Source organism: Tenggerimyces flavus, assembly GCF_016907715.1.
Taxonomy (GTDB): Bacteria; Actinomycetota; Actinomycetes; order Propionibacteriales; family Actinopolymorphaceae; genus Tenggerimyces; species Tenggerimyces flavus.
Genome location: NZ_JAFBCM010000001.1, coordinates 2,557,603 through 2,583,461, shown reverse-complemented (window position 1 = coordinate 2,583,461; position 25,859 = coordinate 2,557,603). Strand labels below are relative to the sequence as shown.

General features: G+C 69.5%; 24 protein-coding genes. 7 read left to right on the top strand and 17 right to left on the bottom strand.

The window, feature by feature from the left end:
* The first annotated feature begins 15 nt into the window (after window positions 1-15).
* Window positions 16-264 (top strand): hypothetical protein, encoded by a 249-nt coding sequence (locus tag JOD67_RS12065; protein ID WP_205117532.1) that lies wholly within the window; start codon window positions 16-18, stop codon window positions 262-264.
* Here the strand turns inward: JOD67_RS12065 and JOD67_RS12060 are convergent.
* Entirely contained in the window at window positions 261-1,169 is a 909-nt protein-coding gene (locus JOD67_RS12060) for an aminoglycoside phosphotransferase family protein (RefSeq protein WP_205117531.1), read from the bottom strand. The genes JOD67_RS12065 and JOD67_RS12060 overlap by 4 nt on opposite strands.
* 80 nt (window positions 1,170-1,249) lie before the next feature.
* On the opposite strand from JOD67_RS12060, the gene JOD67_RS12055 reads away from it, so the two are divergent.
* Genes JOD67_RS12055 through JOD67_RS12045 form a run of 3 tightly spaced genes read left to right on the top strand, consistent with a single transcriptional unit; the run spans window position 1,250 to window position 3,193 of the window.
* Window positions 1,250-1,867: a TetR family transcriptional regulator C-terminal domain-containing protein gene (locus JOD67_RS12055; RefSeq protein ID WP_205117530.1), complete on the top strand. Its 618-nt coding sequence runs from the start codon at window positions 1,250-1,252 to the stop codon at window positions 1,865-1,867.
* The gene (locus JOD67_RS12050; protein ID WP_205117529.1) at window positions 1,864-2,571 is read left to right on the top strand and encodes a GAP family protein; all 708 of its coding nucleotides are present in this window, start codon (window positions 1,864-1,866) and stop codon (window positions 2,569-2,571) included. Before JOD67_RS12055 ends, JOD67_RS12050 begins: the two co-directional genes overlap by 4 nt.
* Before the next feature lie 55 nt (window positions 2,572-2,626).
* Window positions 2,627-3,193 carry a maleylpyruvate isomerase family mycothiol-dependent enzyme gene (locus tag JOD67_RS12045; protein ID WP_205117528.1) on the top strand — a complete coding sequence of 189 codons (567 nt, stop codon included), beginning with the start codon at window positions 2,627-2,629 and terminating at the stop codon, window positions 3,191-3,193.
* A gap of 4 nt (window positions 3,194-3,197) precedes the next feature.
* On the opposite strand, the gene JOD67_RS12040 is transcribed toward JOD67_RS12045, so the two are convergent.
* Genes JOD67_RS12040 through JOD67_RS12030 form a run of 3 tightly spaced genes read right to left on the bottom strand, consistent with a single transcriptional unit; the run spans window position 3,198 to window position 5,248 of the window.
* On the bottom strand, window positions 3,198-3,800 hold the full coding sequence (locus JOD67_RS12040; RefSeq protein WP_239553815.1) for a methylated-DNA--[protein]-cysteine S-methyltransferase: 603 nt from the start codon (window positions 3,798-3,800) through the stop codon (window positions 3,198-3,200).
* Window positions 3,797-4,270 carry an RNA polymerase sigma factor gene (locus tag JOD67_RS12035; protein WP_307782367.1) on the bottom strand — a complete coding sequence of 158 codons (474 nt, stop codon included), beginning with the start codon at window positions 4,268-4,270 and terminating at the stop codon, window positions 3,797-3,799. Before JOD67_RS12035 ends, JOD67_RS12040 begins: the two co-directional genes overlap by 4 nt.
* Window positions 4,271-4,312: 42 nt before the next feature.
* Window positions 4,313-5,248: an AraC family transcriptional regulator gene (locus JOD67_RS12030; protein WP_205117526.1), complete on the bottom strand. Its 936-nt coding sequence runs from the start codon at window positions 5,246-5,248 to the stop codon at window positions 4,313-4,315.
* Window positions 5,249-5,330: 82 nt separating this feature from the next.
* Between JOD67_RS12030 and JOD67_RS12025 the strand changes: the two genes are divergently transcribed.
* A complete protein-coding gene (locus JOD67_RS12025; RefSeq protein WP_205117525.1) occupies window positions 5,331-6,158 on the top strand; it encodes an NAD(P)H-binding protein in 828 nt (275 codons plus the stop codon).
* On the opposite strand, the gene JOD67_RS12020 is transcribed toward JOD67_RS12025, so the two are convergent.
* From JOD67_RS12020 to JOD67_RS11960, 13 genes are all read right to left on the bottom strand, one after another.
* Window positions 6,155-6,988 (bottom strand): ABC transporter substrate-binding protein, encoded by an 834-nt coding sequence (locus JOD67_RS12020; RefSeq protein ID WP_205117524.1) that lies wholly within the window; start codon window positions 6,986-6,988, stop codon window positions 6,155-6,157. The two genes, JOD67_RS12025 and JOD67_RS12020, sit on opposite strands and share 4 nt — an antisense overlap.
* Before the next feature lie 135 nt (window positions 6,989-7,123).
* Entirely contained in the window at window positions 7,124-8,146 is a 1,023-nt protein-coding gene (locus JOD67_RS12015; protein WP_205117523.1) for an adenylosuccinate synthetase, read from the bottom strand.
* A 5-nt stretch (window positions 8,147-8,151) separates the two neighbouring features.
* Entirely contained in the window at window positions 8,152-9,006 is an 855-nt protein-coding gene (locus JOD67_RS12010; protein ID WP_205117522.1) for a TrmB family transcriptional regulator, read from the bottom strand.
* Window positions 9,007-9,063: 57 nt separating this feature from the next.
* Complete coding sequence (locus JOD67_RS12005) at window positions 9,064-9,399, bottom strand: hypothetical protein (RefSeq protein WP_205117521.1); 336 nt, start codon at window positions 9,397-9,399, stop codon at window positions 9,064-9,066.
* A complete protein-coding gene (locus JOD67_RS12000) occupies window positions 9,396-10,571 on the bottom strand; it encodes a uroporphyrinogen-III synthase (RefSeq protein WP_307782366.1) in 1,176 nt (391 codons plus the stop codon). The genes JOD67_RS12005 and JOD67_RS12000 overlap by 4 nt, the downstream gene beginning before the upstream one ends.
* Window positions 10,568-10,918 carry a nitrite reductase small subunit NirD gene (gene nirD, locus JOD67_RS11995; protein WP_205117520.1) on the bottom strand — a complete coding sequence of 117 codons (351 nt, stop codon included), beginning with the start codon at window positions 10,916-10,918 and terminating at the stop codon, window positions 10,568-10,570. The genes JOD67_RS12000 and nirD overlap by 4 nt, the downstream gene beginning before the upstream one ends.
* On the bottom strand, window positions 10,915-13,416 hold the full coding sequence (gene nirB / locus JOD67_RS11990; RefSeq protein WP_205117519.1) for a nitrite reductase large subunit NirB: 2,502 nt from the start codon (window positions 13,414-13,416) through the stop codon (window positions 10,915-10,917). Before nirB ends, nirD begins: the two co-directional genes overlap by 4 nt.
* A gap of 178 nt (window positions 13,417-13,594) precedes the next feature.
* On the bottom strand, window positions 13,595-15,010 hold the full coding sequence (locus JOD67_RS11985) for an FAD-dependent oxidoreductase (RefSeq protein ID WP_239553814.1): 1,416 nt from the start codon (window positions 15,008-15,010) through the stop codon (window positions 13,595-13,597).
* Window positions 15,007-17,091 carry a molybdopterin oxidoreductase family protein gene (locus tag JOD67_RS11980; RefSeq protein WP_307782365.1) on the bottom strand — a complete coding sequence of 695 codons (2,085 nt, stop codon included), beginning with the start codon at window positions 17,089-17,091 and terminating at the stop codon, window positions 15,007-15,009. Before JOD67_RS11980 ends, JOD67_RS11985 begins: the two co-directional genes overlap by 4 nt.
* A gap of 38 nt (window positions 17,092-17,129) precedes the next feature.
* Window positions 17,130-18,503, bottom strand: a complete 1,374-nt coding sequence (locus tag JOD67_RS11975) for a NarK family nitrate/nitrite MFS transporter (RefSeq protein WP_239553813.1) — start codon at window positions 18,501-18,503, stop codon at window positions 17,130-17,132.
* Between the two features lie 564 nt (window positions 18,504-19,067).
* A complete protein-coding gene (locus tag JOD67_RS11970) occupies window positions 19,068-20,312 on the bottom strand; it encodes an IS110 family RNA-guided transposase (RefSeq protein ID WP_205117517.1) in 1,245 nt (414 codons plus the stop codon).
* Window positions 20,313-20,583: 271 nt separating this feature from the next.
* Window positions 20,584-21,837, bottom strand: a complete 1,254-nt coding sequence (locus JOD67_RS11965) for an HNH endonuclease signature motif containing protein (protein ID WP_205117516.1) — start codon at window positions 21,835-21,837, stop codon at window positions 20,584-20,586.
* Between the two features lie 1,091 nt (window positions 21,838-22,928).
* Window positions 22,929-24,119, bottom strand: a complete 1,191-nt coding sequence (locus tag JOD67_RS11960; protein ID WP_205117515.1) for an FAD-dependent monooxygenase — start codon at window positions 24,117-24,119, stop codon at window positions 22,929-22,931.
* A gap of 61 nt (window positions 24,120-24,180) precedes the next feature.
* Between JOD67_RS11960 and JOD67_RS11955 the strand changes: the two genes are divergently transcribed.
* Together JOD67_RS11955 and JOD67_RS11950 are read left to right on the top strand one after the other, a co-directional pair.
* Window positions 24,181-24,777, top strand: a complete 597-nt coding sequence (locus JOD67_RS11955) for a TetR/AcrR family transcriptional regulator (RefSeq protein ID WP_205117514.1) — start codon at window positions 24,181-24,183, stop codon at window positions 24,775-24,777.
* Window positions 24,778-24,864: 87 nt separating this feature from the next.
* Window positions 24,865-25,839 carry an SGNH/GDSL hydrolase family protein gene (locus JOD67_RS11950; protein WP_205117513.1) on the top strand — a complete coding sequence of 325 codons (975 nt, stop codon included), beginning with the start codon at window positions 24,865-24,867 and terminating at the stop codon, window positions 25,837-25,839.
* Window positions 25,840-25,859 lie beyond the last annotated feature (20 nt).

The following is a 25,859-nucleotide window of genomic DNA, read 5'->3' as shown; positions in this document are numbered from 1 at the left end:
GGAAGGAGCCCGGCGATGGGGCGAGACAGCGTGGTGCTCCGCAAGGGTGGGGCCGGTTGGCTGACCACGAGTGACGGGCGGTTCGTCGTACGGCGACAGGGTACGAAGTGGACCGTCTCCGAACGATCCGGCGCCCGGGTGTTCGCCAATCCCGGTGGCCCGAAGCAGGAGACGGCGGAGCGTACGGACCTCAAAGGCGTACGCCTGTTGATCTTTCTCGTCCGCGCCGAGGAGGCGTACCGGACCCGGAAGAAGGCGGCCTAGCCGAAGCGCGCGTGGTCGGCGAGCACCGCGTCCACGACCGAGTGGTTGATCGAGGCGGCCTGCTGGTTATGGTCGAACGCCGCGAGGCCGATCAACGCCTTCCACAGCGCCCAACCCCGAGCCCGCGCCCACATGCCGGCGTCGTGGGCCACGGTCTCCCGGAACGCGTCCTGCGCGGGGCCACGGAACGTGGTCAGCCCGATCACCAGCTCACACGAGGGATCCCCGACGCCGGACGTGCCGAAGTCGATCACCGCCGAGAGCAGGCCGTCTCGAACGAGCAGGTTGCCGTGCGAGATGTCGCCGTGGAACCACGTCGGCGGCCCGTCCCACTTCGCCTCCAGCGCGGCGTCCCACACAGCCGCCGCGGTCGCTGTGTCGATCCGGCCCTCGAGCGCCGCCAACGCCCGCCGCGTCTCGTCGTCGTAGTACGACGGTGAGGTCCCGCGATAGAAGCTGTGCGCGCCCGCGACCGGCCCGTCGGTCGTGTCGCATCCCTGCAACGCCAGGATGAACGACGCGATCGCCACCGCGAAGTCGGCGTCGGAGGCGATGCGCGCCATCTTCGAGCTCTCGCCGTCCAGCCAGCCGCGGATCGACCAGTGGAACGGGTAGCCCTCCCCCGGCTGCCCCAGTCCGAGCGGCACGGGCACCGGAACGGGCAGCGACGGAGCGAGGATCGGCAGCCACCGGTCCTCCTTCTCCACGGCCGGCGCGTACGAAGCGGCCGTGGGCAGGCGCGCGGTCATCGCGTCGCCGAGCCGGTACGTCCGGTTGTCCCAGCCGTCGATCTTCACCGGCGTGACCGGGAGGTCCGCCCACTGTGGGAACTGGGCCCTGACCAGGCGCTTCACCAGGTCCGCGTCGATCCCTGCCCGGCCGTCGAAGTGCTCGTTGTCTGCCATCCCGCGCCAGTGTTCCGGCCCACCTCGTCCCGTGCAAGCCAGTTTGACCGACGTAAGATTATGATCTTAATCTTACGAGCATGCCTCGCCACGCCGATCCCGAACAGCGCCGCAAGCAGGTCGCCGAGGCGCTGCTGAGCGTCGTCGAGCAGGAAGGCCTCGACGCCGCGAGCATCCCGCGGATCGCCCGCGAGCTCGGGGCGACGACGGGGCTGGTGCAGACGTACTTCCGCAGCAAGGACGAGCTGCTGCTGTTCGCGATCGACCACCTCGGCGAGCTCGTTCAGGCCAGGGTCACGGCTGCGGTCCAGGCCGCCAACGACGATGTCGCGGACCGGCTGCACGCGGGCATGGCCGTGCTCGCCAGCGGCGACGAGTCCGAACGAGAGGGCGAGGGCCGGATCTGGCTGGCGTTCCTCGCCCGCGCCGCCCACCACCCAGGTCTGCGCGAACGCCACGTGGCCGGCGCCAAGGAGATCAGGCTCCGCTGCCAGTACGCGTTCGAGCTCGCGAAGGACCTTCGCCGAGTCCCGCCGGACCTCGACACGAAACGCGCCGCGCTCGCCCTACAAGCGTTCGCGGACGGGCTCGCGGTGCAGCGCGCGCTCGAGCCGGAGCTCGTCACCCAAGCCGACGCGCGCGACCTGCTCCGCGAGTATCTCGACCGAATCTTCTTACCTGACGGGGGAAAACCTTGACCACCGGATTGATCCTGACACTCGCCGGTTTGGCGCTGATCGACAGTACGAGCATCGGCACGCTGTTCATCCCGGTCTGGTTGCTGCTCGCGCCCGGCCGCGTACGGGTCGCGCGCATCGTGCTCTACCTCGCCACGATCGCCGCGTTCTACTTCGCCGCCGGCCTGGTGATCGCGTTCGGCGTCGGCGCGCTGGCCGACCGGGTCGGCGACAGCATCGACCCGCGCATCGGACTCTGGATCCAACTCGTGCTCGGCGTCGGCCTGTTCGTGCTGAGCTTCCGGTTCGATCCCAAGCGGGCCAAGAAGTCCGGGCGCATCACGGCCTGGCGCGACCGGGCGACCTCGGAAGGAACGTCGGTGGGCTGGCTGATGGGCCTCGCCCTCCTCGCCGCGCTGGCCGAGGTCGCGACGATGCTGCCGTACCTCGGCGCGATCGGCCTGATGACCACGAACGGCCTCGCGACCGGCACGATCGCGGTCGTCCTGGCCGGCTACTGCCTCGTGATGGTCGTTCCCGCCCTCGTCCTGCTCACCCTGCGCCTCACCGCCCGCACCAAGATCGAGCCCCTGCTGGAACGGATGAACCGCTGGGTCGTCGAGAAGGGCGCCAGCGCGACCGGCTGGATCCTCGCCATCGCCGGCTTCCTCGTCGCGCGGGACGCCGTCGCGAGGCTGTGGTTCCCGCACCTACTCGGCCAGTAGCTGTCCGATCCGGCTCCTCGCCGATCGTCTCCCCTTCAAACGATGGGAGACGAACATGGAGCTGTTGGAGGAGTACCGCCGCGCGCAGGCTGGCTTCGATGCCGTCCTGGCCGCCGTGCCCGGTGACTGCTGGGACGAGCCGTCGCGGTGCGAGGCGTGGTCGGTGCGAGACGTCGCCGGTCACGTCACCTGGGGCCAGCGTCAGCTCCAGGCCTGGGCAACGGGACAGGTGAACGAGGACCAAGCCGGCGCTCCCGGCGCGCCGCACCCCGGCGCGTTGGCCGGCGCCGACCCGCTGGCCACTTGGCGGGAGGCCAGGGCCGCGGCGTGGGAGACGCTGAACGCGGACTCGCTACGGCGGGAGTTGACGCTGTCCAACCTCGGCGAGACGACGGTCGAGGCGATGGTCACCGTGCTGGTGACCGACCACCTCGCCCACACCTGGGACATCGAGCACGCGCTCGGTCTGGGCATCAAGCTCGACGAGGAGCTGATCCCCGGCTCGCTCGCTTGGGCGCGCGAGAACATCGTGCGCGCGCCCGCCTTCTTCGGCCCGGAACGCACGCCCAGCCACCACGACGAGCAGTCCCGCTGGCTCGCGTTCCTCGGCCGAGCCGCGTAGGACGTCATGCCGCCTCCAAGCCGAGCAGGACCTTCTTGGCAGCGACACCGCCCGCGTACAGGCCCATGCTGCCGTCGCTCTTCACCACGCGGTGGCACGGGATCACGATCGGCACCGGGTTCAGCGCGCACGCCGTTCCCACGGCCCGGAACGCCTTCGGGGACCCGGCCAGCTCGGCGACGCGCGCGTAGCTCGCCGTCGTTCCGTACGCGATCTCCGGCAGGTGGTCCAGGACAGCACGCCGGAACCCGCGAGCCAGCGCGAGGTCCACCGGCGTCGAGAAGCTGTGCCGGGTGCCGGCGAAGTACTCGTCCAGCTCGATCGCGACCCAGTCGAGGCGACGAGGCGCGCGCAGGATCCGCGGGCTCAGCTGGTCCGAAAGCCCTTGCAGGACGGCATCTTCGTCATCGTGGAGGAACGCGACCCGCACCACACCGCGGTCGGTCGCCGCGAGCAGCAGGTCACCGACCGGGCTGGCGACAGTCCGGTACGCGACATCGAGCGCACCCACGTCCTCAGCCTTGACAGCAAGGAGATCCTGCAGCTGCGTGACCTTGTCAAGCTCATCTTGACAGGCTGATCCCGCCAACATCTCTTCGATACTCATGACATTGCTCCCTGATACGTCTTGCGGAGGGCCGCGACGCCGTCCGCGGCGTTGCGCCGCGCGGCTGCTTCGCTGATGCCCAGGAGTCGGCCGACCTCGCGATAGGGCAGGTCGGCCAGGTAGTGGTACGCGACCGAGGCGCGCTGCTTGTCGGGCAGCGAACGTACCGCCGCCCACAGCTCGTCGTCCGGCTCGGAGGGATTCCCCAATGAGGACTGGCGTTCTGGCAACGACTCGACTGGCAGTGGTGCCCGAGCATGAGCTCGGAACCTGTCGATCGCCTTGCGATGGGCGATCGTGACCAGCCAGGCGCGGACGTTCGCTCCGGGATCCAGGTCCGGATAGGCCTGCATCGCGGAGAGGAACGTCTCGGACCACGCGTCGTCAGCATCCGCCGGGCTCAAGAGGGCGCGACACACCCGCAGCACCACCGTGCCGTGGTCGCGTACCACCTGTTCGAACGGCTTCACTCTCACACCCTGCAGACGCTGGCCGGAGAAGTTTCGTGAGGTCTAAGAGGCAGCAACTCGGAACTGTTGCGGACTGAGCCCGCGGACCCGTTTGAACGCCGTGCTCAGCGCGAACCCGCTGCCGTACCCGACCTTCCGCGCCACCGACCCGATCGTCGCGTCCGGCTCCCGCAGCAGGTCGGCCGCGAGCGCCAGCCGCCAGCCGGTGAGGAACGTCATCGGCGGCTCGCCGACCAGCTCGGTGAACCGGCGCGCGAAGGCCGCCCGCGAGATGCCGAGCTCCGTGGCGAGACTCGCGACCGTCCACGGATGGGCGGGGTTGTTGTGCAGCATGCGGAGCGCGCGCCCGACGATCGAGTCGCTCTGCGCCCGGTACCAGGCCGGCGCCTCGGCCTCCGGACGGGACAGCCACGCGCGCAGCACGGAGATCACCAGCAGGTCGAGCAGCCGGTCGAGGATCACGGCCTGGCCGGGCTCGTCCTTGGCAATCTCCAACTCCAGCAGGGAAATCAGCGCGTTGTCCCAAGCGTCGCCCGGCATCGTGAGCATCGGCGGCAGGGCGTTGAGGAGGCGCTGGCTGAGCTCGCCCTCGAGTTGGTACGTGCCGATCAGCATCATCGTGCCGCCGTCGGGACTGTTGCCCCACGTCCGTACGCCGAGGTCCATCGCCTGCTCGAGGTCGAACCCGTCAGGCGTCGAGCAGCGCTGGCCCGGATGAATGACGGCCTGCGGCTCGGTGTCCGGCGCGTCGGCAACGGTGTACGGCTCCGGCCCGCTGGCGATCACGATGTCCCCCGCGCGGACGAGGATCGGCTCACCGCCGTCGGGCACCACGCAGGCGTCGCCGCGCACGAGCACCATCACGCTGAGCGGAGCCTTGTCCTGGATGCGGACCGACCACGGCGGGTCGAGCATCGCGCGGAGCAGAAACGCCCCTTTCGCCCTCGGTCCGTCCAGCAGCCCCGTCAACGCATCCATGCCGAGCAGTGTAGACGCTTGCATATGCGGGCGAGCCTTTGAGCCATGGTTCGTCTCGCTTGGGTGCCCTTGACTAGAGGACATGACGAACGAACTTCCTGTTCTGCTGGTAGGCGGCCGAGGCAAGACCGGGCATCGCGTGGCGACCCGGCTGAAGTCCCTGGGCCGTGCGGTACGGATCGGCTCGCGGACGGGCGAGCCGCCGTTCGACTGGGATGACCAGTCGACCTGGGGTCCGGCCCTGACCGGGGTGTCGGCCGCGTACGTGACGTACTACCCGGACATCGCGATCGAGGGCGCCGCGGACGCGATCCGCCGATTTGTCGACGTGGCGCTGGAGCACGGCGTCCGACGGTTGGTGCTGCTGTCGGGTCGCGGCGAGCCAGAGGCGCGGAAGAGCGAGGAGATCCTCGAGGCGTCGGGCGCGGACTGGACGATGGTGCGGTGCGGCTGGTTCGCGCAGAACTTCAGCGAGGGCATGTTCGTGGACTACGTCCTGGCAGGCGAGGTCGCACTGCCGGCGGGCGAGGTCGGCGAGCCGTTCGTCGACGTCGACGACATCGCGGACGTCGTGGTGGCGGCGCTGACCGAGCCGGGTCACGTGGGGCAGTTGTACGAGCTGACCGGGCCTCGGCTGCTGACGTTCGCCGAAGCGGTGGCGGAGATCGCGAAGGCCGCCGGGCGGCAGGTCGAGTACCGCGAGGTGAGCACGGAGGAGTTCGTCGCCGGGCTGTCGGCGGTGGGGGTGCCCAAGGAGATCGTCGAGTTCCTGGCGTTCCTGTTCGGCGAGGTACTGGACGGCCGGAACGAGCACGTCACCGACGGCGTGCAGCGCGTGCTGGGCCGGCCGCCGAAGGACTTCGCCGACTACGCCCGCGACGCCGCGACCACCGGCGTCTGGAACGTTTAGGTGAGGCGGGTCGTGCCGCCGAGCTGAATGGCGAGGTCGGACACGATCCGCGCGCTCACCTGATAGCTCAACGGGGCTTCGGGATTCCACGATCCCACCTGCCCGGCCTGTACGGCGGGCAGGATCTCCCAGACGGGGTGGGCGGCGAGCTGCGCCATTCTCAACGACACCGAACGCGAGTCGACCAGGACCAGGTCGGCCGGGATCTCCGCGACGTCGTCCCACAGCACGGTCTGCCAGGACGCGTCCTCGGCGACCGGCAACCGCAGCAGGCCCACCCCGAGCTCGGAGAAGTACCGCAGATCCGGCCAGCCCAGCGGGTTCGCGAGATGCACGCGTTCCTGTTCGGCCGACAGCGCGAGGATGCGGAGGCCGGCGCGTTCCTCCAGGGCGAGACGTACCGAATGTGCCGCTTCGTCAAGCGAGGAACGACCTTGCTGCAGATCCGGCGAGTCGGCCCGGGCACCGAGCGCGAGGGCGAGATCGGCGAATCGCGACAGCGGCTCGGTCAACGTCCGGCCGGCGCCGACGCGCAGGCCGACCGTCGGCGCCATCGCCTCGAACTCCGCGGCGATCTCCGGCGGCACTCCGTACAACGCGTCGTCTCGATACAGAACGCTGACGATCAGGTCCGGGGCGAGCGAACGAACGGCGTCCAACGACACCGATCCGCCGGCGCCGACCGAGACCGGCCCGCTGCCAACTCCAGCGCCGGTATCGGCGTCGTGCTGCGAACCGAAGACGCCCGCACTCGAGATGCCGAAGTCCATAAGGGACATAGCCACCCGCGAGTACGCGAGCACCCGCGCAGGCCGCGATGACGAGGACACCGTTCGCCCACGGTCATCGGTAAAAGTCCACGCCACACCGCCAGCGCCACCCACGAAGGGTCCCTCCCAAGATCTCGCGACGTAGTCGGCTCCTCTCTCACCGTATGCCAACGACGCGCCTATCAGAAGGTCGGGTCAGCTTTGGGCCAATACCGGAACGTCGATCAGATCGCCGAGCCGCGGTCCGGTGTCGAGCAGCGTGACCGGCGCTTTGGTGACCTCCTCGACTCGACGGATCAGCTCCCGGACGGGCTCGGAGATCTCGTCGAACGCGCGCACTCCGCGAACGGCGGGGTCGACGTGGTCGCAGAAGGTCAGCGCGATCTGCGTGGGTCCGTTCAGCATCGCCGCGTACTCGAGCAGCTCCCACGCGATGCCCGCGGCCTTGCGGCGCTGCCGGCCGGTGACGACGCCGTACTCGACGACGGCCCGCTCCGCGACCTCGTCCGTCGACAGCTCGAACGGCAACGGTCCCGCGCCGCTGCGCGTCGGCAGCGCCTTGACGACCATCACCACGTCGTCGACGCGTTGCCAGGACAGGCCGACGTCGTCCATCGCGGCGGCCGAGGTGCAGTTGCCGGAGGTGGTGAACGGATAGTCGGAGCTCAACGAGAGCGACAACATCGTGCCCTGCGAGCCCTCGACCAGCACCGTTCCGGTCGAGGCGGTCTCGTTGACCAGCCGCGGCACGTCGGTGAGGTACTCCCCGAGGGCGGGGACGTCCTTCGCCTGCTGGGCCTTGCGGAGAACGAGGTCGGCGCGGGCCGGTCCCGTTCCCGAGCCCGTGGTACGGACCGTCTCCACCAGGTGCGGGTCGGTACGGTCGAGCGTCACGTGCTCGGGCGCGATGATGCCGCTACGCCCGTCGGCGAACACCTTGCCAGCAAGGCCAAAACGTTCGACCTCGTCGGCGAAGACCGTCGGATCGATCAGCACGCCGGGGCCGACCGCGACGTTCGTCGACGGGTTGAGCCAACCGGTCGGCAGCTGCCTCGCGCGAATGTGCGTGCCGTCGTCCAGCGTCACGCTGGCTCCGGCGTTCGTCCCGATGCCCGCGCGGACGGCGAGCTGTACGTTGTCGCGCCGGGCCAGATGCGCGCACACCTTGCCCTTGCCCGAGTCGCCCCACAACGCGTCCACGATGATCACAGCACCCATCCGAATCACTCCTCACCGATAGGCAACAGCGCGTTGACAGCACTGTCGTCAGCGCCGAACCCGACAACGGACAACAAGGCCGACGCCTGGTCGGGCGGCAGCAGCTTCGACCGCAACCGCACCAGGTGCTGGCCGAACGCTTCCTCCAACTCCGGTCGCAGCTCGGCGTAGATCGCGGCGAGGTAGGCCTCGTCGCGGATGAGCTTGTCGACGACGCGCAGCAGCGCCGGATGCTTGGTGTAGACGGCACCGGCGGGCTCGTCGAGCGAGGCGATCAGCGCGGTCTCGTGGTCGACGGACAGCGTCAGCAGGTGGCCGCCGACCGTACGGTCCGGCGGCTCGTGCCGGTAGACCTCGCCGAAGTCGACGGGCGCGTCGCCGAACACGTTCACCACGACCTCGCAGCCGCTTCGGGCGGCGGCGCGGAGGGGTTCGCCCAACCAGGCAAGGTCATCCGACCATAGACACACGGCGACTCGGGTTGTGGCTTCGGCCACGAGGGATGCGGCGCGGGAGATCGTGACGTCTCGACCGCGGAGCGACCAGAACGCGGCCGGCTCGGCGGGTGCTGCCAGCGCGGCGAGCTCGGCGGTCAACGCCTCGCACCTGCTGACGGTGTCGCGCTTGATCCGCCCGAGCACCTCGGCCGGCGGCTGGGCGACGAACCGCGCGGGCGTGTCGTTCACCTGCGAGACAACGCCGCGCTCGGTCAGGCCGGAGAGCACCTGGTACACGTTCGCCCGCTGCAGCCCAGCCAGCTTGGCGATCTCGTACCCCGTCGCCGACGGCTGTCGTAGCAGCGCCACATAGACGCGGGCCTCCTGCGAGGAGAACCCCACCGCAACCAATCCCTCGATCACGTGCGCCTACGCTAACAGCGACGTAGTAGTGCGCGCAACTACTACGGCGGCGGCGAGCTAGGCGGCCGCGGCGGCCCGGGTGCCGAACGGCTCGGTCACGTGGTCGGCGCCAGCGGCGAGCAGCGTGTCGTACGAGGTGCCGCGCTCGACGTACGCGGCGATTGCCACGCGGCGCGCACCGTTCGCCCGCAGGGTCGCGACGGCCGCCGCGACTGCGTCGGGCGACAACGCCACCTGGAACGGAATCGCCAACCGGACAGCGAGATGCGACGCGATCGACGACACCTCCGGCGACGTCGTGTCGGCCGCGAACACCACCCCGTCGGGCAGTCCGCTCCCCAACACGTGCAGTCCGGCATAGAGCCGACCAGCAAGCAGTGCAGACGATTTCATGTGTCCACCTCCGGGTCCGATGTTGCGAGACGGTAGCCGCGCTTGGTCACCGTCCGGATGATCCGAGAGTCGCCGAGTCCGGCGCGCAACCGGGCGATGGCCATCTCGACCGCGTGCCCGTCCGCGCTGCGCGGCAGGGCCCGCAGCAGGTCGGCACGCGAGATGACCCGTCCTGATTGCTGTGCGAGCGTCCGGAGCAACGTCATCGGTGCCGGAGCCAACATGCGCATATCGCCGTCAATAAGAACGGCGTGTCCTCTGATCTCGAGCTGATGCCCCGCGGCCAGAACGGTCAACGTACGGAAGGGAGGCAGCTCATCCACCAACGACCGCACCAGGCCGCCGAGCCGCGCGCGCTCAGGCTCCACTGTCGGCACGCCGAGCCGCCGCAGCGGTCCGGCAGCGACGGGACCGACGCAGGCCGCCATCACATCACTGCGCAGGGCCTCCAGGACCGCCTCCCGTTCGGACCCCGCGACCTCCAGCAGCGCCGCCGAAGCCGGCGCGCTGGTGAACGTCACCGCATCCACGTACCGAAGTTTGATCAACTCCACCAGGCGATTCAGCGGCGTCACATCCTCCGGCAGCACCCACCGGTAGACCGGAATCTCCATCACCGACGCCCCCGCGGCGGTCAGCGCGGCGACGAAGTCGGGCAACGGCTCGCCATGCAGCTGAACGGCGATCCGCAGGCCAGCGACGCCCTTCTTCAGCAGGTATTCCAGCACCTCCGCCGAGCACTCCGACTCCGGCGACCAGGCCGCCTGCAGCCCCGCGGCGCGGATCGCGCCGTGCGCCTTTGGCCCGCGCGCGAGCAGCTCCGCCTCCGACAGGACGCTCAGCAGCCGGTCCGCGATCCCCGCGCTCTCGGCCGCCTCCAGCCAACCACGGAAGCCGATTCCGGTCGTCGCGACGACGACGTCGACACCGCCGAAGAGGCAGGCTCGGGTCGCGTCGAGCAGCTCGGTGTCGTCCTCGAGCGGAACGATCCGGATCGCCGGCGCCTCCACGACTCGGGCGCCTCGGCGTTCCAGCAACGCCACCAGCTCCTCGCGACGCCGCGCGGCGGTCACCCCGATCGTGAAGCCAGACAGCGGGCGCAGCGCGGTCGCCTCAGCGGATCCCGACCGCGTGGTCACGGGACGACCGACCGGCACCGGAGTCGAGGTCACGACGGGTCCCGTGCGGCCACCCGCACGATGCCGTCTGTGCAGGAGACCGCGTACGTACGAATCATCACGTTGGGTTGGCCGAAACACTCGCCGGTGCGCAAATCGTAGACGTCCTTGAACATCGGCGACGCGACCGTCGGCGCGTGGCCGCGGGTGCCGACGATGCCGCGGGAGAGCACGTACGCGCCGGAGCACGGGTCGTAGTTGCTCACCGCGTAGACCGCGCCGTCGTGCGTACGGAACACCGCGACCTGGTCGCCGCCCACGAGTGCCGCGACGCCACGTTCGGGCTCCAGGTCGTCGAAGCGGCACACCTCCGTCCACTGCCGCGTCCAGATCGCTGTCATGGGTCCACCTCTCGAACGGGCAGCCGGGTCCCGGCTACCACGACGGGTTGGCGATGTTGGGCCGGAACGCGTTGTCCGCGTTCGGTGACGAACTCGATCGACGGGTCGGGCGCGTCCGGTGCGTTGACGAACGAGACGAACCTGCGCAGCTTGTCCGGGTCCTCCAACGTCGCGCGCCACTCGTCGACGTAGCTGCCCACATGGCGATCCATCGCCGCGTCGAGGTCCGCGCAGAGGCCGAGGCTGTCGTCGACGATGACCTCGCGCAGGTAGTCGAGCCCGCCGTCGAGCGACTCCAGCCACGCCGCAGTGCGCTGCAGCCGGTCGGCGGTGCGGATGTAGAACATCAGGAAGCGGTCGATGTAGCGAACGAGCGTCGCGGTGTCGAGGTCGGTCGCGAACAGGTCGGCGTGCCGTGGGCGGAAGCCGCCGTTGCCGCCGAGGAAGAGATTCCAGCCGTTCTCGGTCGCGATGACGCCGAAGTCCTTGCTGCGCGCCTCGGCGCATTCGCGGGCGCAGCCGGAGACGGCGCACTTGATCTTGTGCGGCGCGCGCAGGCCGCGGTAGCGCTCCTCCAGCGCGATCGCGAGGCCGACGGAGTCCTGGACGCCGTACCGGCACCAGGTCGTTCCGACGCACGACTTCACCGTGCGCAGCGCCTTGCCGTACGCGTGTCCGGACTCGAAGCCCGCGTCGACGAGCCGCCGCCAGATCGCCGGCAGCTGGTCGACCCGCGCGCCGAGCAGGTCGATCCGCTGCCCGCCGGTGATCTTCGTGTAGAGGCCGTAGTCGCGGGCGACCTCGCCGATCACGATCAGCTTGTCGGGCGTGATCTCGCCGCCGGGGATGCGCGGGACGACCGAGTACGTGCCGTTGCGCTGCAGGTTGGCGAGGAAGTGGTCGTTGGTGTCCTGCAGCGTTGCCTGCTCCCCTTCGAGCACGTGGCCGTTGCCGAGGCTGGCGAGGATCGAGGCGACGGTCGGCTTGCACAGGTCGCAGCCGCGGCCCTGCCCGTGCTCGGCGACGAGCTGGGAGAACGTCGTGATCCCGCGGACGCGGATGAGGTCGAACAGCTCCTGCCGCGAGAACGCGAAGTGCTCGCAGATCGCCTTGTCCTGTTGGACTCCTGCTTCGGCGAGCAGCGACTTGAGCAGCGGGACACACGAGCCGCAGGTCGTCCCGGCCTTGGTGCAGGCCTTGATGCCTGGCACGTCCTTGCAGCCGTCGGAGATGGCCTCGAAGACGTCGTTCTTCGTGACAGCGTTGCACGAACAGACCTGGGCCGTGCCTGGCAGCGTGCCCTCGACCTGCCCGGAGCCGAGGAAGTCGGCGAGCTTGCCGGGGATCGGTCCGCCGATACTCGCGCGGAGGGTCGCGTACGCCGAGGCGTCGCCGACCAGGATGCCGCCGAGCAGCGTCTGCGCGTCGTCTGTCAAGGCGAGCTTGGCGTAGACGCCGTACGCGGGATCGGCGTACACCACGTCGAGCTCGCCCTGTGCGTCGCCGAAGACAGCGACGTCGATGCCGAGTAGCTTGAGCTTGGTGGACAGGTCGGCGCCCTTGAACGTGGCTGGCTGGTCGAGCAGTTGCTGCGCCACGACCTCGGCCATCGCGTAGCCCGGTTGGACGAGCCCGTACACGCGGTCGATCATCAGCGCGCACTCGCCGATCGCGTAGACGTCGGCGTCGGTTGTGCGGCAGGTCTCGTCGACTGCTATGCCGCCGCGTTCGCCTACCGTCAACCCGGCCTTGCGGGCGAGCTCGTCGCGCGGACGTACGCCCGCGGCGAAGACCACGAGATCGACGCCGAGCTCCTGGCCGTCACCGAACACCATGCTCTTGACGGCGCCGTCGGCTCCGGGTTCGAGCCGTTCGGTCTTGGTGGCGGTGTGCACGGTGAGGCCCAGCGCCTCGACCTGCACCTTGAGCATCGCGGCGCCGGACTCGTCGAGCTGCTGCGGCATCAGCCTCGGCGCGAACTCGACAATGTGGGTCTGCAATCCCAACAGGCGCAGGGCATTCGCTGCTTCGAGGCCGAGCAGTCCCCCGCCTACCACCGCGCCGACGCCGCGTCCGGCGGCGTAGTCGCGGAGGGCGACGAGGTCGTCGATCGTGCGGTAGACGAACGTTCCCGGCAGGTCGTGGCCGGGCACCGGCGGGACGAACGAGTAGGAGCCCGTGGCGAGCACGAGCGCGTCGTACGGGTACTCCCCGTCGACGGTCCGTACGACCTTGCGGTCGCGGTCGACCTCGGTCACCTGCGCGCCGAGCTTCAGGCAGACGTCGCCCTCGTGGTCGTAGAACCCTTCTGGTACGAGCGAAAGCTCCTCCGGCGTGGCGCCGGAGAAGAACGCGGACAGCCCGACCCGGTCGTACGCCGGTCGATTCTCCTCGGCCAGCACGGTGATCTGCCAGCGCCCGTCCACGTCGCGCGCTCTGAGCGTCTCGACGAACCGTTGACCCACCATCCCGTTGCCCACAACGACGACGCGGCTCATGCCACCATCCCCCCGGCGACCCTCGCGACGCGTGCGGTCGCAGAGCGACCTGGCGGCTTCGGGTCGCTGTGCTCAGCGGGGTCGGCGTGACCCTGCGGCGACCAGATAGGCGGCCTTCGGCCGGTCGGGTCGTCCTCGGCCCCCGGAAGGCCGACCCCGCGGAGCGTGTTGGCCGAGGTCATGCCACCACCTCCTCGGTTGCAGCCTCGTCGGCCAGTTCGGCGACGAACGACTCGACGACGTCGCGGCAGGTGCCGCAGCCGGTACTTGCTCGCGTTGCCGCGACCACGTCCGCGGTCGTCCGCGCGCCGCCCACCCATGCCCGGACGATCGCCCCTGTCGTGACGCCGTTGCAGTTGCACAGCGTGGCGTTCGGCGAGGACGTTGCCGGGGCCGCATCGCCGGAGCCGCCGAACAGCAAGGAGCGTGGGTCGTTCGGCACCGGCAGGTCGCGGTCGAAGATCTGCGTCACCGTTCCCACCGTGGGGTTGTCGCCGAGCAGGATCGCGCCGACGAGGCGTTGGTCCCGGATCACCACCTTCTGGTACGTGCCGCGCGCGACATCGGTGAACGTGACGACCTCGGCGCGTTCGTCGTCGAGATGCGGATCGCCCAACGTGGCAAGGTCGACGCCGTTCGCCTTGAGCCGGGCGACCTGCCGCGAGCCCAGGTACCGGCTGGTCCCGCCGCAGATCACCTCGGCCGCGACCTTCGCCTGTTCCCAGGCAGGTGCGACGAACCCGTACGAGACGCCGCGATGCTCCGAGCAGTCGCCGATCGCGTAGATGTGCGGGTCGCTCGTACGCATCCGGTCGTCCACCACGATGCCGCGGCCGACCTCGAGTCCGGCGCGTTCGGCGACCGCGGTCTGCGGCCTGACGCCGCAGGCGATCACCAGCAGGTCCGCGGGCAGTTCGGTGCCGTCCTCGAGGAGGATGCCTTCGACGCGTTCGGTCCCTTGGACCTCGGCGGCGACGCCGTTGGGTCGTACACTCACGCCGAGATTCGCCAACGTGACCACGAGAAGCTGGCTCGCCTCGGCATTGAGCTGGCGTTCCATCAACTGCCTGCGCGGGTGCAGGACCTCGACGTTCAAGCCGCGCATTGCCAACCCACGTGCGGCTTCCAACCCGAGCAGCCCGCCGCCGAGCACGATCGCGTTCTTCGCCGTGGCGGCGGTCGCGACGATCTTGCGGCAGTCGTCAAGCGTACGGAACGTCGCGGCGCCGTCGATCAGCGTCGCGTTCGGCCTGGTCAGCCCGGCGACAGGCGGGACCATCGGCAGGCTGCCGGTCGCGAACACGAGCGTGTCGTAGCGGGTCGTTCTGCCGTCGTCGGATCTGATCGTGCGTTCGGCGGGGTCGAGGTCGACGACCTCGACGCCGACGCGCAGGTCGAGCGGTCCTTCGGGCTCGGCCAGCGGCACGTCGTCCTCGGACAGCTTCCCGGCGAGCACGTCGGAGAGCAGGATCCGGTTGTACGAGCGGGTGGGCTCGGCGCCGAAGACGGTGATCGTTCGCCTCGGGTCGCGTTGCCTGAGCTCGGCGGCGAAGCGGGCGCCGGCCATCCCGTACCCCACGATGACCACGCTCATGGCGCCACCTTCTCCAGGCGCACGGCGCAGACCTTGAACTCGGGCATCTTGGACGTCGGGTCCAGCGCGGGGTTGGTGAGCGTGTTGGCGCGGCCGGCGCCGCTCCAGTGGAACGGCATGAACGCGGTGTCGGTGCGGATCGTGTCCGTGATCCGCGCCGGCGCGGTCGCCTCGCCGCGGCGGCTGACGACGCGGACCTCGTCGCCGTCCTCGATGCCATGCCGACCGGCCAGTTGGGGGTGCAGCTCGACGAACGGATCGGGTGCCGCCCTCCGAAGGGAGGGGATGCGCCTGGTCTGTGCGCCACTTTGGTAGTGGGCGAGCACCCTTCCGGTGGTCAGATAGACGGGGTAGGTGGAGTCGACGTCCTCGACCGCCGGCCGGTACTCGACCGGGACGAATCTCGCACGTCCATTGGGAGTTGCGAACCCATCGTGGAACATCCGTGGGGTGCCGGGGTGGTCTTTGGTGGGGCATGGCCAGAAGACGCCGCCGTCCCGGTCGAGACGTTCGTAGCTGATGCCGGCGTAGTCGGCGATACCTCCGGCGCTCGCGCGGCCCAGCTCCTCGAACGTTCGTCGGGGGTCGGCGCTGATCTTGTCGCCCTTGCCAAGACTTTCGGCCAATCCGGCGAGGATCTCGAGGTCGGTCCGTACTTTCGGCGGGGGTGGTCGCAACCTTCGGCGGCGGATGACCCGACCTTCGAGGTTGGTGGTGGTCCCTTCTTCCTCCGCCCACTGGGCCGTGGGTAGCACGACGTCGGCGATCGCCGCGGTCTCGGACTGGACGAGGTCGGCCACGACGAGGAGGTCGAGACTCTTCAGCCGTTCCTCGACGTGCTTGGCGCGAGGCGCGGAGACGACCGGGTTGGTGCCGAAGACGAGCAGGGCGCGCGGACCATTCGGCTGGCCGAGCGCGTCGAGGAGTTCGTAGGCGCTGACGCCGGGCATCGGCAGGTCCGCTGGATCGACTCCCCACACCTTGGCGACGTGCTCGCGAGCTTTGGGGTCGTCGAGCTTGCGGTAGCCCGGGAGTTGGTCGGCCTTCTGGCCGTGTTCGCGGCCGCCCTGACCGTTCCCCTGTCCGGTGAGGCAGCCGTAGCGGTTCCCTTCTGTGCCAGGGAGACCGAGCGCCAAGGCGAGGTTGACGAAGGCGCTGACGGTGTCGACGCCCTTCGCGTGCTGCTCGGCTCCCCGTGCGGTGAGGACCAGCGCGTTGCCCGCGTCGTGCAGGATGCGGATCGCCTTGCGCTGTTGGGAGACGGGCACGCCGGTGATGCGTTCGACGCGTTCTGGCCAGTAGGCCATGGCGATCGGGTGTACCTCTGCGAAGCCCTCGGTGCGTGCTCCGATGTAGTCGCGGTCCACGTACCCCTCGACGATCGCCAGGTGCAGCAGTCCTTGCGCGAGGGCGAGATCGGTTCCGGGCGTGAGCTGTAGGTGGAGCGTCGCGCGCTTGGCGGTGGGGGTGCGGCGCGGGTCGACGACGATGAGCGCGCCACCGTTGCTCTGCATCGTGCTGAGATGATGGACGAACGGCGGCATGGTCTCGGCGACGTTGCTGCCGACGAGCAGGATCGCTTCGGCGCTTGCGATGTCGGCCATGGGGAACGGGAGGCCGCGGTCGAGCCCGAACGCCTTGATGCCGGCGGCCGCCGCGGAGGACATGCAGAAGCGGCCGTTGTAGTCGATGTTCTTGGTGCCGAGGACGACGCGGGCGAACTTGCCGAGCGCGTACGCCTTCTCGTTCGTCAGTCCGCCACCGCCGAGGATCGCGACGGCATCGGGGCCGTGCTGGTGTTGAATCTGTTGGATGCGCTGAGTGATGTGCGCCAGCGCTCGTTCCCAGGTGGTGGGCTCGCCGTCGATGGTCGGGGTGGTGAGGCGTTCGTTCGAGGTCAGCAGCTCCGCGGCGGTCCAGCCCTTCTGGCACAGGCCGGGCGGGTTGTCGCCGGTCGCCCGGGGCGCGACGTGGACCAGGTCGCCGTCGCCGCGCAGGTCCATGCCGCACTGCAATGCGCAGTACGGGCAGTGCGTCGCGGCCCCGGGCATGGGTTCGAGCGTGCCGAGTGGCAGTTTCACCGGCGAGTCTCCTTTGTTTCAGGGCTGCTACGAAGTCCTCACACGGCTGCTTCGGCCAGACTGGGCATTCGAGCGGCGAAGAGCTGCCGGCGCAGGTAGAACCACCAGGTGACGCCGAAACAGACGGCGTAGAAGACGGCGTACGCGATCACCGCGGTGTCGACCACGCCGGTGGCGGCGATGGAGCTGCCGTACGCGCGCGGGATGAGGAACCCGCCGAAAGCCCCGATCGCGCCGGCGATGCCGAGACAGGCGGCGCCCTGCGTACGCGCCTTGGCTCGGGCGTCCTCGATGCCGGCGGCGGCGTCCTTCTCGCCCTGGGCGCGGAAGATCGCGGGGATCATCCGGTAGGTCGAGCCGTTGCCGGTGCCGGCCGAGGCGAACAGGACCGCGAACGAGCCGAGGAACATGGCGAGCGAGTGCGTGCGGACGGCGATCAGGACGCCGACCATGCCGAGGATCATCGCGGCGAAGACGCCCAGCGTGACCCTGGCGCCGCCTACTTTGTCGGACAGCCAGCCGCCGACGGGCCTGATCACAGACCCGATCAGGGCGCCGATGAACGCGATCTTGAGCAGGCCGGCGTCGTTCGGGAACTCGTTCTTGATCAGCAGCGGGAAGGCCGCGGTGTAGCCGACGAAGGAGCCGAACGTGCCGATGTAGAGGAACGACATCACCCACGTCTGCGGGCGTTTGAGTGCTTCGAGCTGGCCTTTGATGGGTGTCTGGGCGACCTTAAGGTTGTCCATGAACACGAACGCGCAGATCGCGGCGGCGAGGACGAACGGGACCCAGATCAGTCCCGCGAGGCTGAGGCTCACGGCGGCGCCTACGGCGACGATCCAGGGGACGGCGAACTGCACGACGCTTGTGCCGAGATTGCCGCCCGCGGCGTTCAGGCCGAGTGCGAAGCCCTTGCGTCGTTCGGGAAAGAAGAACGTGATGTTGGTCATCGAGGAGGCGAAGTTGCCTCCGCCTAGTCCGGCCGTGGCGGCGACGATGAGGAGGACCGTGAACTCGGTGGTGGGGTTGCTCACCGCCACGGCGAGCAGCCCGGTGGGGATGAGGAGCAGGAGCGCGCTGATCACCGTCCAGTTGCGGCCGCCGAACCTGGTGACGGCGAACGTGTAGGGGATTCTGAGCGTGGCGCCTACGAGGTTGGGGACCGCGACGAGCCAGAACAGCTGGTCGACGGTCAGGTTGAACCCGGCGGCGGGGAGGCTGACGACTACGACGCTCCAGAGCAGCCAGACGAGGAACCCGAGGTGCTCGGCGAAGACCGAGAAGATCAGGTTCCGGATGGCTATGCGGCGGCCGGTGCGGGCCCAGAAGGTGGCGTCTTCTGGCTCCCAGACGTTGATCCACCGGCCGCTGCCAGTGGGCGGCGCGGGCTTCGTGTCGAGGGTGGTCAAGACATCCTCCTGGAGCATCCGACGCGGTAGCAGGCGTCGGCGACGCTAGGCAGGCGCTGTTTCGGCGCAGTGAGGACGCGGCCACTCGCACGTAACAGTGCCCGCACAACGCCGGCTTTGGACGGTGAGAACTCACCCCGGCCCGGGTTCCTCTCGGCGCCGATCCTCTGCCCATGGTGCTGTCTGGGTGCGGTGTTCGGTGAGCGCTCTTCGAGGGTTTGGTGCACTTCGGGGATGTCGCGGCGGTCGATTGTGGTGTCCGGTCCGGAGCGCGTCAAGGGCGCCGTTCGGGGGCGCTTCGCGGACGGCGAACGACGTCGCTTCGCGATCTTCGACCCTTGACCCGCCCCGGACCGGCCACCAGTTTCAAGCGCGCCGCCCCACCCCCGGAACAGTGTCCCGGAGGAGCTTGCTTCTTGCTGGGGTCTGCTGCCGTGCTCGCGTCACTTGTAGGTTTCCCCCGGCCTCTTGTCGTGCAGATGAAGCCGGGAGTTGCCGTCAAGGAGGCAGAGCGGCACTCCGCCGGCCCCGGCCGCTGGTTAGACACCCCAGGTCCGTAAGTTGTCAAGCGGCGGTTTGTTGATCTTGGTTTCGGTGGGCCCAGGCGGTGTGTTCGTCGTAGTGGGTGTGGTGGCGTAGGCATCCGTGGAGGATGCCGACGAGGCGGTTGCCGAGGGCGCGGAGGGCTTGGTGGTGGAGGTCGCCGGCGGCGCGGTGTTGGTCGTAGAGGGCGCGTGCTCCGGGGCTTCGGGTGAGGGAGCAGAAGGCCCAGGCGTCGATGGCGTCGTAGAGGCGGCGGTTGCGGACGTGGCGGGCGAGCACGGCGCGTTTCTTGCCCGAGGCGATGGTCAACGGTGACGTGCCGGCGTAGTTCTTGCGAGACTTGGTGGTGGTGTAGCGAGTGGGGTCGTCCCCGAACTCACCGAGCACCCGGGCGCCGAGGATGACACCGAGTCCTGGCAGGGAGCGGTAGATGTCGGCGTCCGGGTGGTGCTCAAAATGGGCTGCGAGTTCGGTTTCGAGCTCGCTGATCTGGCGGTTCATCTCGGCGATGATGCCGACCGCGGCGCGGGTGGTGGCCGCGAACGCGGCCGCCACTGGGACGGGTGCGGCCAGCTGCTCGGTGCGCAACGCGGCCTGGATCTCGCGGGCCCGGGTGTCGAGGTTGCGGCGGCGCCCGGCCTGCTTCAGCGCTGACCGGATCGACGAGACGCTCAGCCGGGCACCCTGGTCGGGGGTCGCCGCGCGCTCGAGCACGGCCAGCGCGTCCCGGTCGGTGAGATCGTCGAAGGCGACCAGCGCGCCCGGGTAGTACTCGCGCAGCGCCGAGCGCAGCGCGTTGGTCTGCCTGGTGCGGGCCCAGATCAGGTTCTGGTGGCCGCGGGCCAACACCTTGACAGCCTCAGCACCCGCACTGTCACCGGCGATCGGCCGGTGGTTGTGGCGGTCGGTGCGGACCAGGTCGGCGAGCAGTTTCGCATCACCGGCGTCGGACTTGGCTCCCGACAGATGGTGGCGGTCGCGGTAGCGGGCCACCGCCAGTGGGTTGATCGCATACACCTGGTACCCGGCCGCGACCAACGCGTTGACCCACAGTCCACGGTCGGTCTCGATCCCGACCACCACCCCGGCCGGGTCCACGCCATGATCCTCGGCATGGACGGCGGCGTGGCTGGCGACCACGTCATGCAACGCCCGGATCCCGGGCAGCCCTTCCGGCAGCCGGCGCGAGGCCAACCGTTCACCGTTGTCGTCCATCACGTGAATGTCGTGATGATCCTCGGCCCAGTCATCGCCAACGAAGATCATCGATCACCTCCCAAGGTGCGCCGAGTCGCTGGAACCTGTCCGAGCCGAAGGCAACCCGGCGGCAACCTAATGGATCAGTGCTCACGCCATCATCGACGGGCACGACACCCCATCAGCGCTACAGGAAGCCTCACCAACCGGCCGGCGCACGATCTAACCCTAGGAGTCGAACATCGATCCAGGCGGCAGAAGTGCTCACCGGCCAGCGGCTCGGCGACCAGCGTTCCTCCAACCAGACATCATCCGTTCGAGGCTCGCCGATCAGGTCCCATTAGGCGGCCGGGGTGAGGCGGTGGTTGCGGAGTGGTCGTTGCTGGGGGTCGATCCAGTCTGGGGGTAAGAACTCGGGTAATCCGTCGAGCGCGATGCGGACCTGCCACGCGCCCTGGTGAATCAGGCGGTGGTGGTAGCCGCAGAGTAGGACCCCGTTGTCGCGGGTGGTGGGTCCGCCCTTGCTCCAGGGGGTGACGTGGTGGGCGTGGCACCAGCCGGGAGGCCGATCGCATCCGGGGAACGCGCAGCCGCCGTCTCGGAGTTCGAGCAACCGACGCAGTTTGCCTTGGAACAGTCGCTGCTGGGTGTCGGTCAGCAGACTGACCCTACCGGGCTGGTCCTCGGGCTTCACCAGGTAGGTGCGGTCGGCCTCACACATCAGCTGGTCGACGAGTTTGCGGGACAGTTCGATCCCGGTGTGCAGGGTCCGCCCACCGGTGCGGGTGACGGTCACCACCAACTGGGTCGGGTTCCCGCCATGAGAGGGAACGAGCCGCTCGGCGAGGAGTCGGCGGCAGGCCTCATCAAGGGCATCGACATTGCGCTGTTCGGGGAGCCGGGTGTCACGTCCGTCGGGTCCGGGCTGCGGCGCGGCGAGCGGGTCGAGAACCAGTTTGAGGCGTTCCCCGACGAGTTTGGGGAGCCGGGCGGTGACCCGCCACGTGCCCGACGACTCGTCGAAGGACATGCGGAGGAACCGGTCCCGTTCGGCGCTGGCTTCTTCTTGTTTGAGCTTCAGTTCCAGGACCTGGTCGGCAAGATCGGGAGCGACGACCGTCAGCAGATGGTTCCCGACCTTGCCCAACACTTTCGGGTCGAAGGTCGCGGCCCGCTCCAGCAGCGTTGCCTCCACCTCGGAGCGCAGCTCGGGGGTGGCGATGTGGGAGGGCAGCAGCTGCACCACCCGCGAGATCACTCGCGCGTGCGGAACAGAAATCTGACCGTCAGCCAACGCTTGCGCGGTCGCAGGAAGCTCGGAGTCGAGATGAGATGCCAGCTTCACCATCGCCCCAGCCTCAGCCGAAGGAACCCGAAGGACGCCGGCAACCCACTGCGCGGTGTTCGCGGCACCCGCGGTGACGGCGAGGTTGCGGGCGTCGGCCTCGCGGATCAGTTCGAGCCGGCGGCCCTCGTGCCGGTGGAGGGCCGTCTCGTTGTCGAGGAGTGCGGTGGCGAGGTCGGCGTCGGACATCGACCACGCCGACACACCATCGGCGGTGCCGGTGGTGTTCGAGCAGATGGTCGATTCCATAGCAGAATTCTACCAGCCGAACCGGTCTAATGCCCAACCCAGCAACGGAAATCTCCCGGCTTCATCGAAACTACAAGAGGCCGGGGCTCCACAAGCAACCGCAACACGGCAGCAGACGGAAAAGGCAAGCAGGCCTGTCCCGGGGAACTGTTCCGGGGGCGGGGGCGGCGCGTGAAAATCTGGTGGCCGGGCCGGGGCGAGTCAAGGGCCGCAAAGCGGTCGCGAAGCGACGCCTCTCTCCAACTGCGCGAAGCGCCGCCTAGAGGCGCCCTTGACGCGCCCCGGACCGGCCACCACAATCGACCGCCGCAACAGCCCGACCAGCTACTTCACCCAAGCACAGCAGGGAAAAGCAACAGCAAGAGCATGCCCAAGAGGAGGCGATGACAAAGGGGGATGGGAGCCGTGCCCAGGGTGGCCTTCGTGAAGGATGAGCAGCGCGGCACGAGCGGCGTGGGGCCGGGGGTGGCCGAACCGGTGGCCGGGCCGGGGTGGCCGAACCGGTGGCCGGGGTGGCCGGGCCGGGCCGGGGTGGCCGGGGCGACCGGGCCGGGCCGGGGTGGCTGGGGCGACCGGGCCGGGCCGGGGTGGCCGGGGCGACCCGGGCCGGGCCGGGGTGGCCGGGGCGACCGGGCCGGGCCGGGGTGGCCGGGGTGGCCGGGGTGGCCGGGGTGGCCGAGCCGGGTGACCGAGCCGGGTGACCGAGCCGGGTGACCGAGCCGGGTGACCGAGCCGGGTGACCGAGCCGGGGTGGCCGAGCCGGGTTGCCGAGCCGGTGGCCGGGGTGGCCGGGGCGACCGGGCCGGGCCGGGGTGGCCGGGGCGACCGGGCCGGGGTGGCCGGGGTGGCCGGGGTGGCCGGGGTGGCCGGGGTGGCCGGGGTGGCCGAGCCGGGTGACCGAGCCGGGTGACCGAGCCGGGTGACCGAGCCGGGTGACCGAGCCGGGTGACCGAGCCGGGTGGCCGAGCCGGGTGACCGAGCCGGGTGACCGAGCCGGGTGACCGAGCCGGGTGGCCGAACCGGTGGCCGGGGTGGCCGGGTCGGGTGGGCTGGGTCGGGTGGGTTGGGTGGTTCCGGCTCCAGGTGGTCAGCTACTCCGGCGCGATGGCGCGAGGTGGTTGGGAGGGTTGCCAGTTCGCCGTCGCCCCGAAGCCACCGGCCATGCGGCTCGATGGGATCAGCCTCAAGGCGACGTCTCGAAGGCCAGCAGAGAACAGCCCGCTCAGCTGAGAGATCTGCCCCATTCGACGCGACTGCGCAGCCACCCCTCCAGCTCGCGGTCGGCGCAAGGCGTCATAAGCCAACAGCGCGGCGGGTACGTCCTCCGACGCAACGTCCCCCACGGCGATGGCGAGCTCCACCGCATCCTCCAAAGCCATGGCCGCCCCCTGGCCGAGGTCCGGCGTCATCGCGTGGGCCGCGTCGCCCAGCAGAGCCACCCGACCATGAACGTACGTACGCGGCTGGGGCCACAGCATGTTCACGTCGTTCCGCAAAACCCGCTCAGCAGGCGTCGCAGCGATCAAGGCACCAACCGGCTCATGCCAGCCCGAGAAGAGCTCCGAAAGCAGCCGCTTCTGATCCCCCAGCTCAGCAGCCCGCGGCCGGGAGGTACCCAGCGTCGCGTACCAGTAGATCCCACCGTCCGACAGAGGGATGTACCCAAACCGCTGCCCCCGGCCCCACGTCTCGCCGCCGTCCGACACCTCCATGCCAACCGACGCGGGAACGATCCCACGCCAGCTCACGTACCGCGCCGACGTGATGGACGCGGAGGTGTCGACAGCGGCCCGGACCACGCTCCCGATCCCGTCCGCCCCGATGACGAGGTCCGCCGAGTAGGCGTCCCCACCGGCACGCACCGAGGCCATGTCCTCCACCTGCGAAACCGCCGTGCAAGTCCGTCCCAGCAGGAACGAAGAAGAAGGGATCTGCCGCCCCAGAAAGGCATGCAGCTCAGGCCGCTCCACCATGATCGGCGCGTCCACCGTCTGCATAGCCCGCAACGCGTCGACGTCCATCCGCGCGAGCCATGCACCCGACGGCGTACGCAAACCGGCCAACCCACCGAGCGAAGGCCGCCCGCGCAACACGGCAGCAGCGGCCGGATCCACAAACTCCACAGCACGCACAGCATTGGCCCACAAAGCCAACGCCGAGCCGACGGCACGCACCTCGTCGGCGCGCTCCAGCACCAAGACTTCCCAGCCCGCACGCACCAGTGCGGACGACACCGCGAGTCCACCGACTCCAGCGCCAACGACGACCGCCGTTCGCGACACGAAAGATCCCCTCCCTCTACAACTGTAGAGGACTCTACAACTGTAGAGCTAAGATCACCATGTGATTCCGGAAAAGCCATCGCGAGCGGACACCCTGGCCGACGCGGCCATCGACGTTCTCGCCGACGAAGGCCTGCGCGGACTGACGCACAGAGCCGTCGAGCAACGCGCCGGCCTGCCCAACGGATCGACCACGTACTACTTCAAGACGAGATCCGCCTTGGTACGTGGAGTCCTGGCCCGCCTCCTCGAGCTCGACCGCCAGGAGTTCCAGACCTTCGGCCTCGCAGGGCTCCCCCCATCACGCGCAACGCTCGTCGACGCCGCCACGAAGCTCCTCAGGCACCTCTCGACCACGGCGAGAAACCGCCAGATCGCCAGATTCCAGCTCTACCTCGACGGCGACCCCGACGACGAACGCAAGGCCATGCTCGACGCAGCAACGCAAGCCATCGAGGCGAGCTCCATAGCGATGCTGAAGCTGCTCGGCTCAAAGAACGCACGCCGCGACGGCAAACTCCTGCAAGCCCTGCTGGACGGCCTCCTCTACGACCAGGTCGCGAGGCAGCAGACCAGCACAGCCGAGCTACGCCGCCGCGTCAAGCTCGTCCTCGACGCCGTGGTCCCCCCACCAAAGACAGCCGACAACCCAGGGTGACCTCAGGCGGAATCCGGATGCGGTTCCGCGCGTTCATCGGATATTCATGTCTGAACGCTGCGATCATGATCCGATGGGAGTTGCCAGGTGAACAAGGCAAGAGCCGCACGCAAGCTCGCCACCGCCGCCCTGTCCGGGGTGGGCGGGGTCGGCGTGCTCGGCGGCGCCCTGTTCGTCCTTCTCGGCGCCGAGGCCATGCTGGCCAGGCGCGCGATCGGCGGCCCCGTCGGTGACGCACCACAGGCGAACGGCATCTACGGGTACGGCGAAGGCGAGGAGATCTCGTTCGTCGTCCTGGGCGACTCGACCGCCTGCGGCTTCGGCGTCCAGGACCCCGACGAGACCCCTGGCGCGATGCTCGCCGGCGGCCTCGCGTCGCTCTCCGGAAGGCCCGTACGACTCACCGGCCTCGGCGTCGTCGGTGCCGAGACCCAACACCTCGACGTCCAGGTCGACCAGGCGCTCGAGCAGCGCCCCGACCTCGCGCTGATCATCGTCGGTGCGAACGACGTCACCCACCGCATCAAGCCGTCGGAGTCGGTACGCCTGCTCGCCGAGGCGATCCAACGCCTCCGCGCCGCCGGCTGCGAGGTCGTCGTCGGCACCTGCCCCGACCTCGGCACGATCGAGCCGGTCGCGCAGCCCCTCCGCCAGATCGCCCGGTACTGGAGCCGCAGCCTCGCCCGCGCCCAGACCGCCGGCGCGGTCGCGGCCGGTGCGCGCACCGTGAGCCTCGGCTCGCTCCTCGGCCCTGCGTTCGCCGCGGCGCCGCGCGAATTGTTCGGGCCCGACCGGTTCCATCCCTCGGCAACGGGGTACGCCAGCGCCTGCGTCGCGCTGCTCCCCTCGCTCGCCGCGGCCCTCGGCTACTGGTCCGACGACGAGGACGGCGACGGGTACGGCGACGCACACCCCGACGGTCAGGTCCTGCCGATCTCGTTCGCCGCGGCACAGGCCGCCAAGGACGAGGGCACCGAGGTCACCCCGCGCGGCCGCTGGGCGATCCTGCGCCAGCGCGAGCCGGAGCCCGAGCTCCCGCTCGACCAGGCCAAGACCCGCTGACGGCGTAGCTCGACACGGAC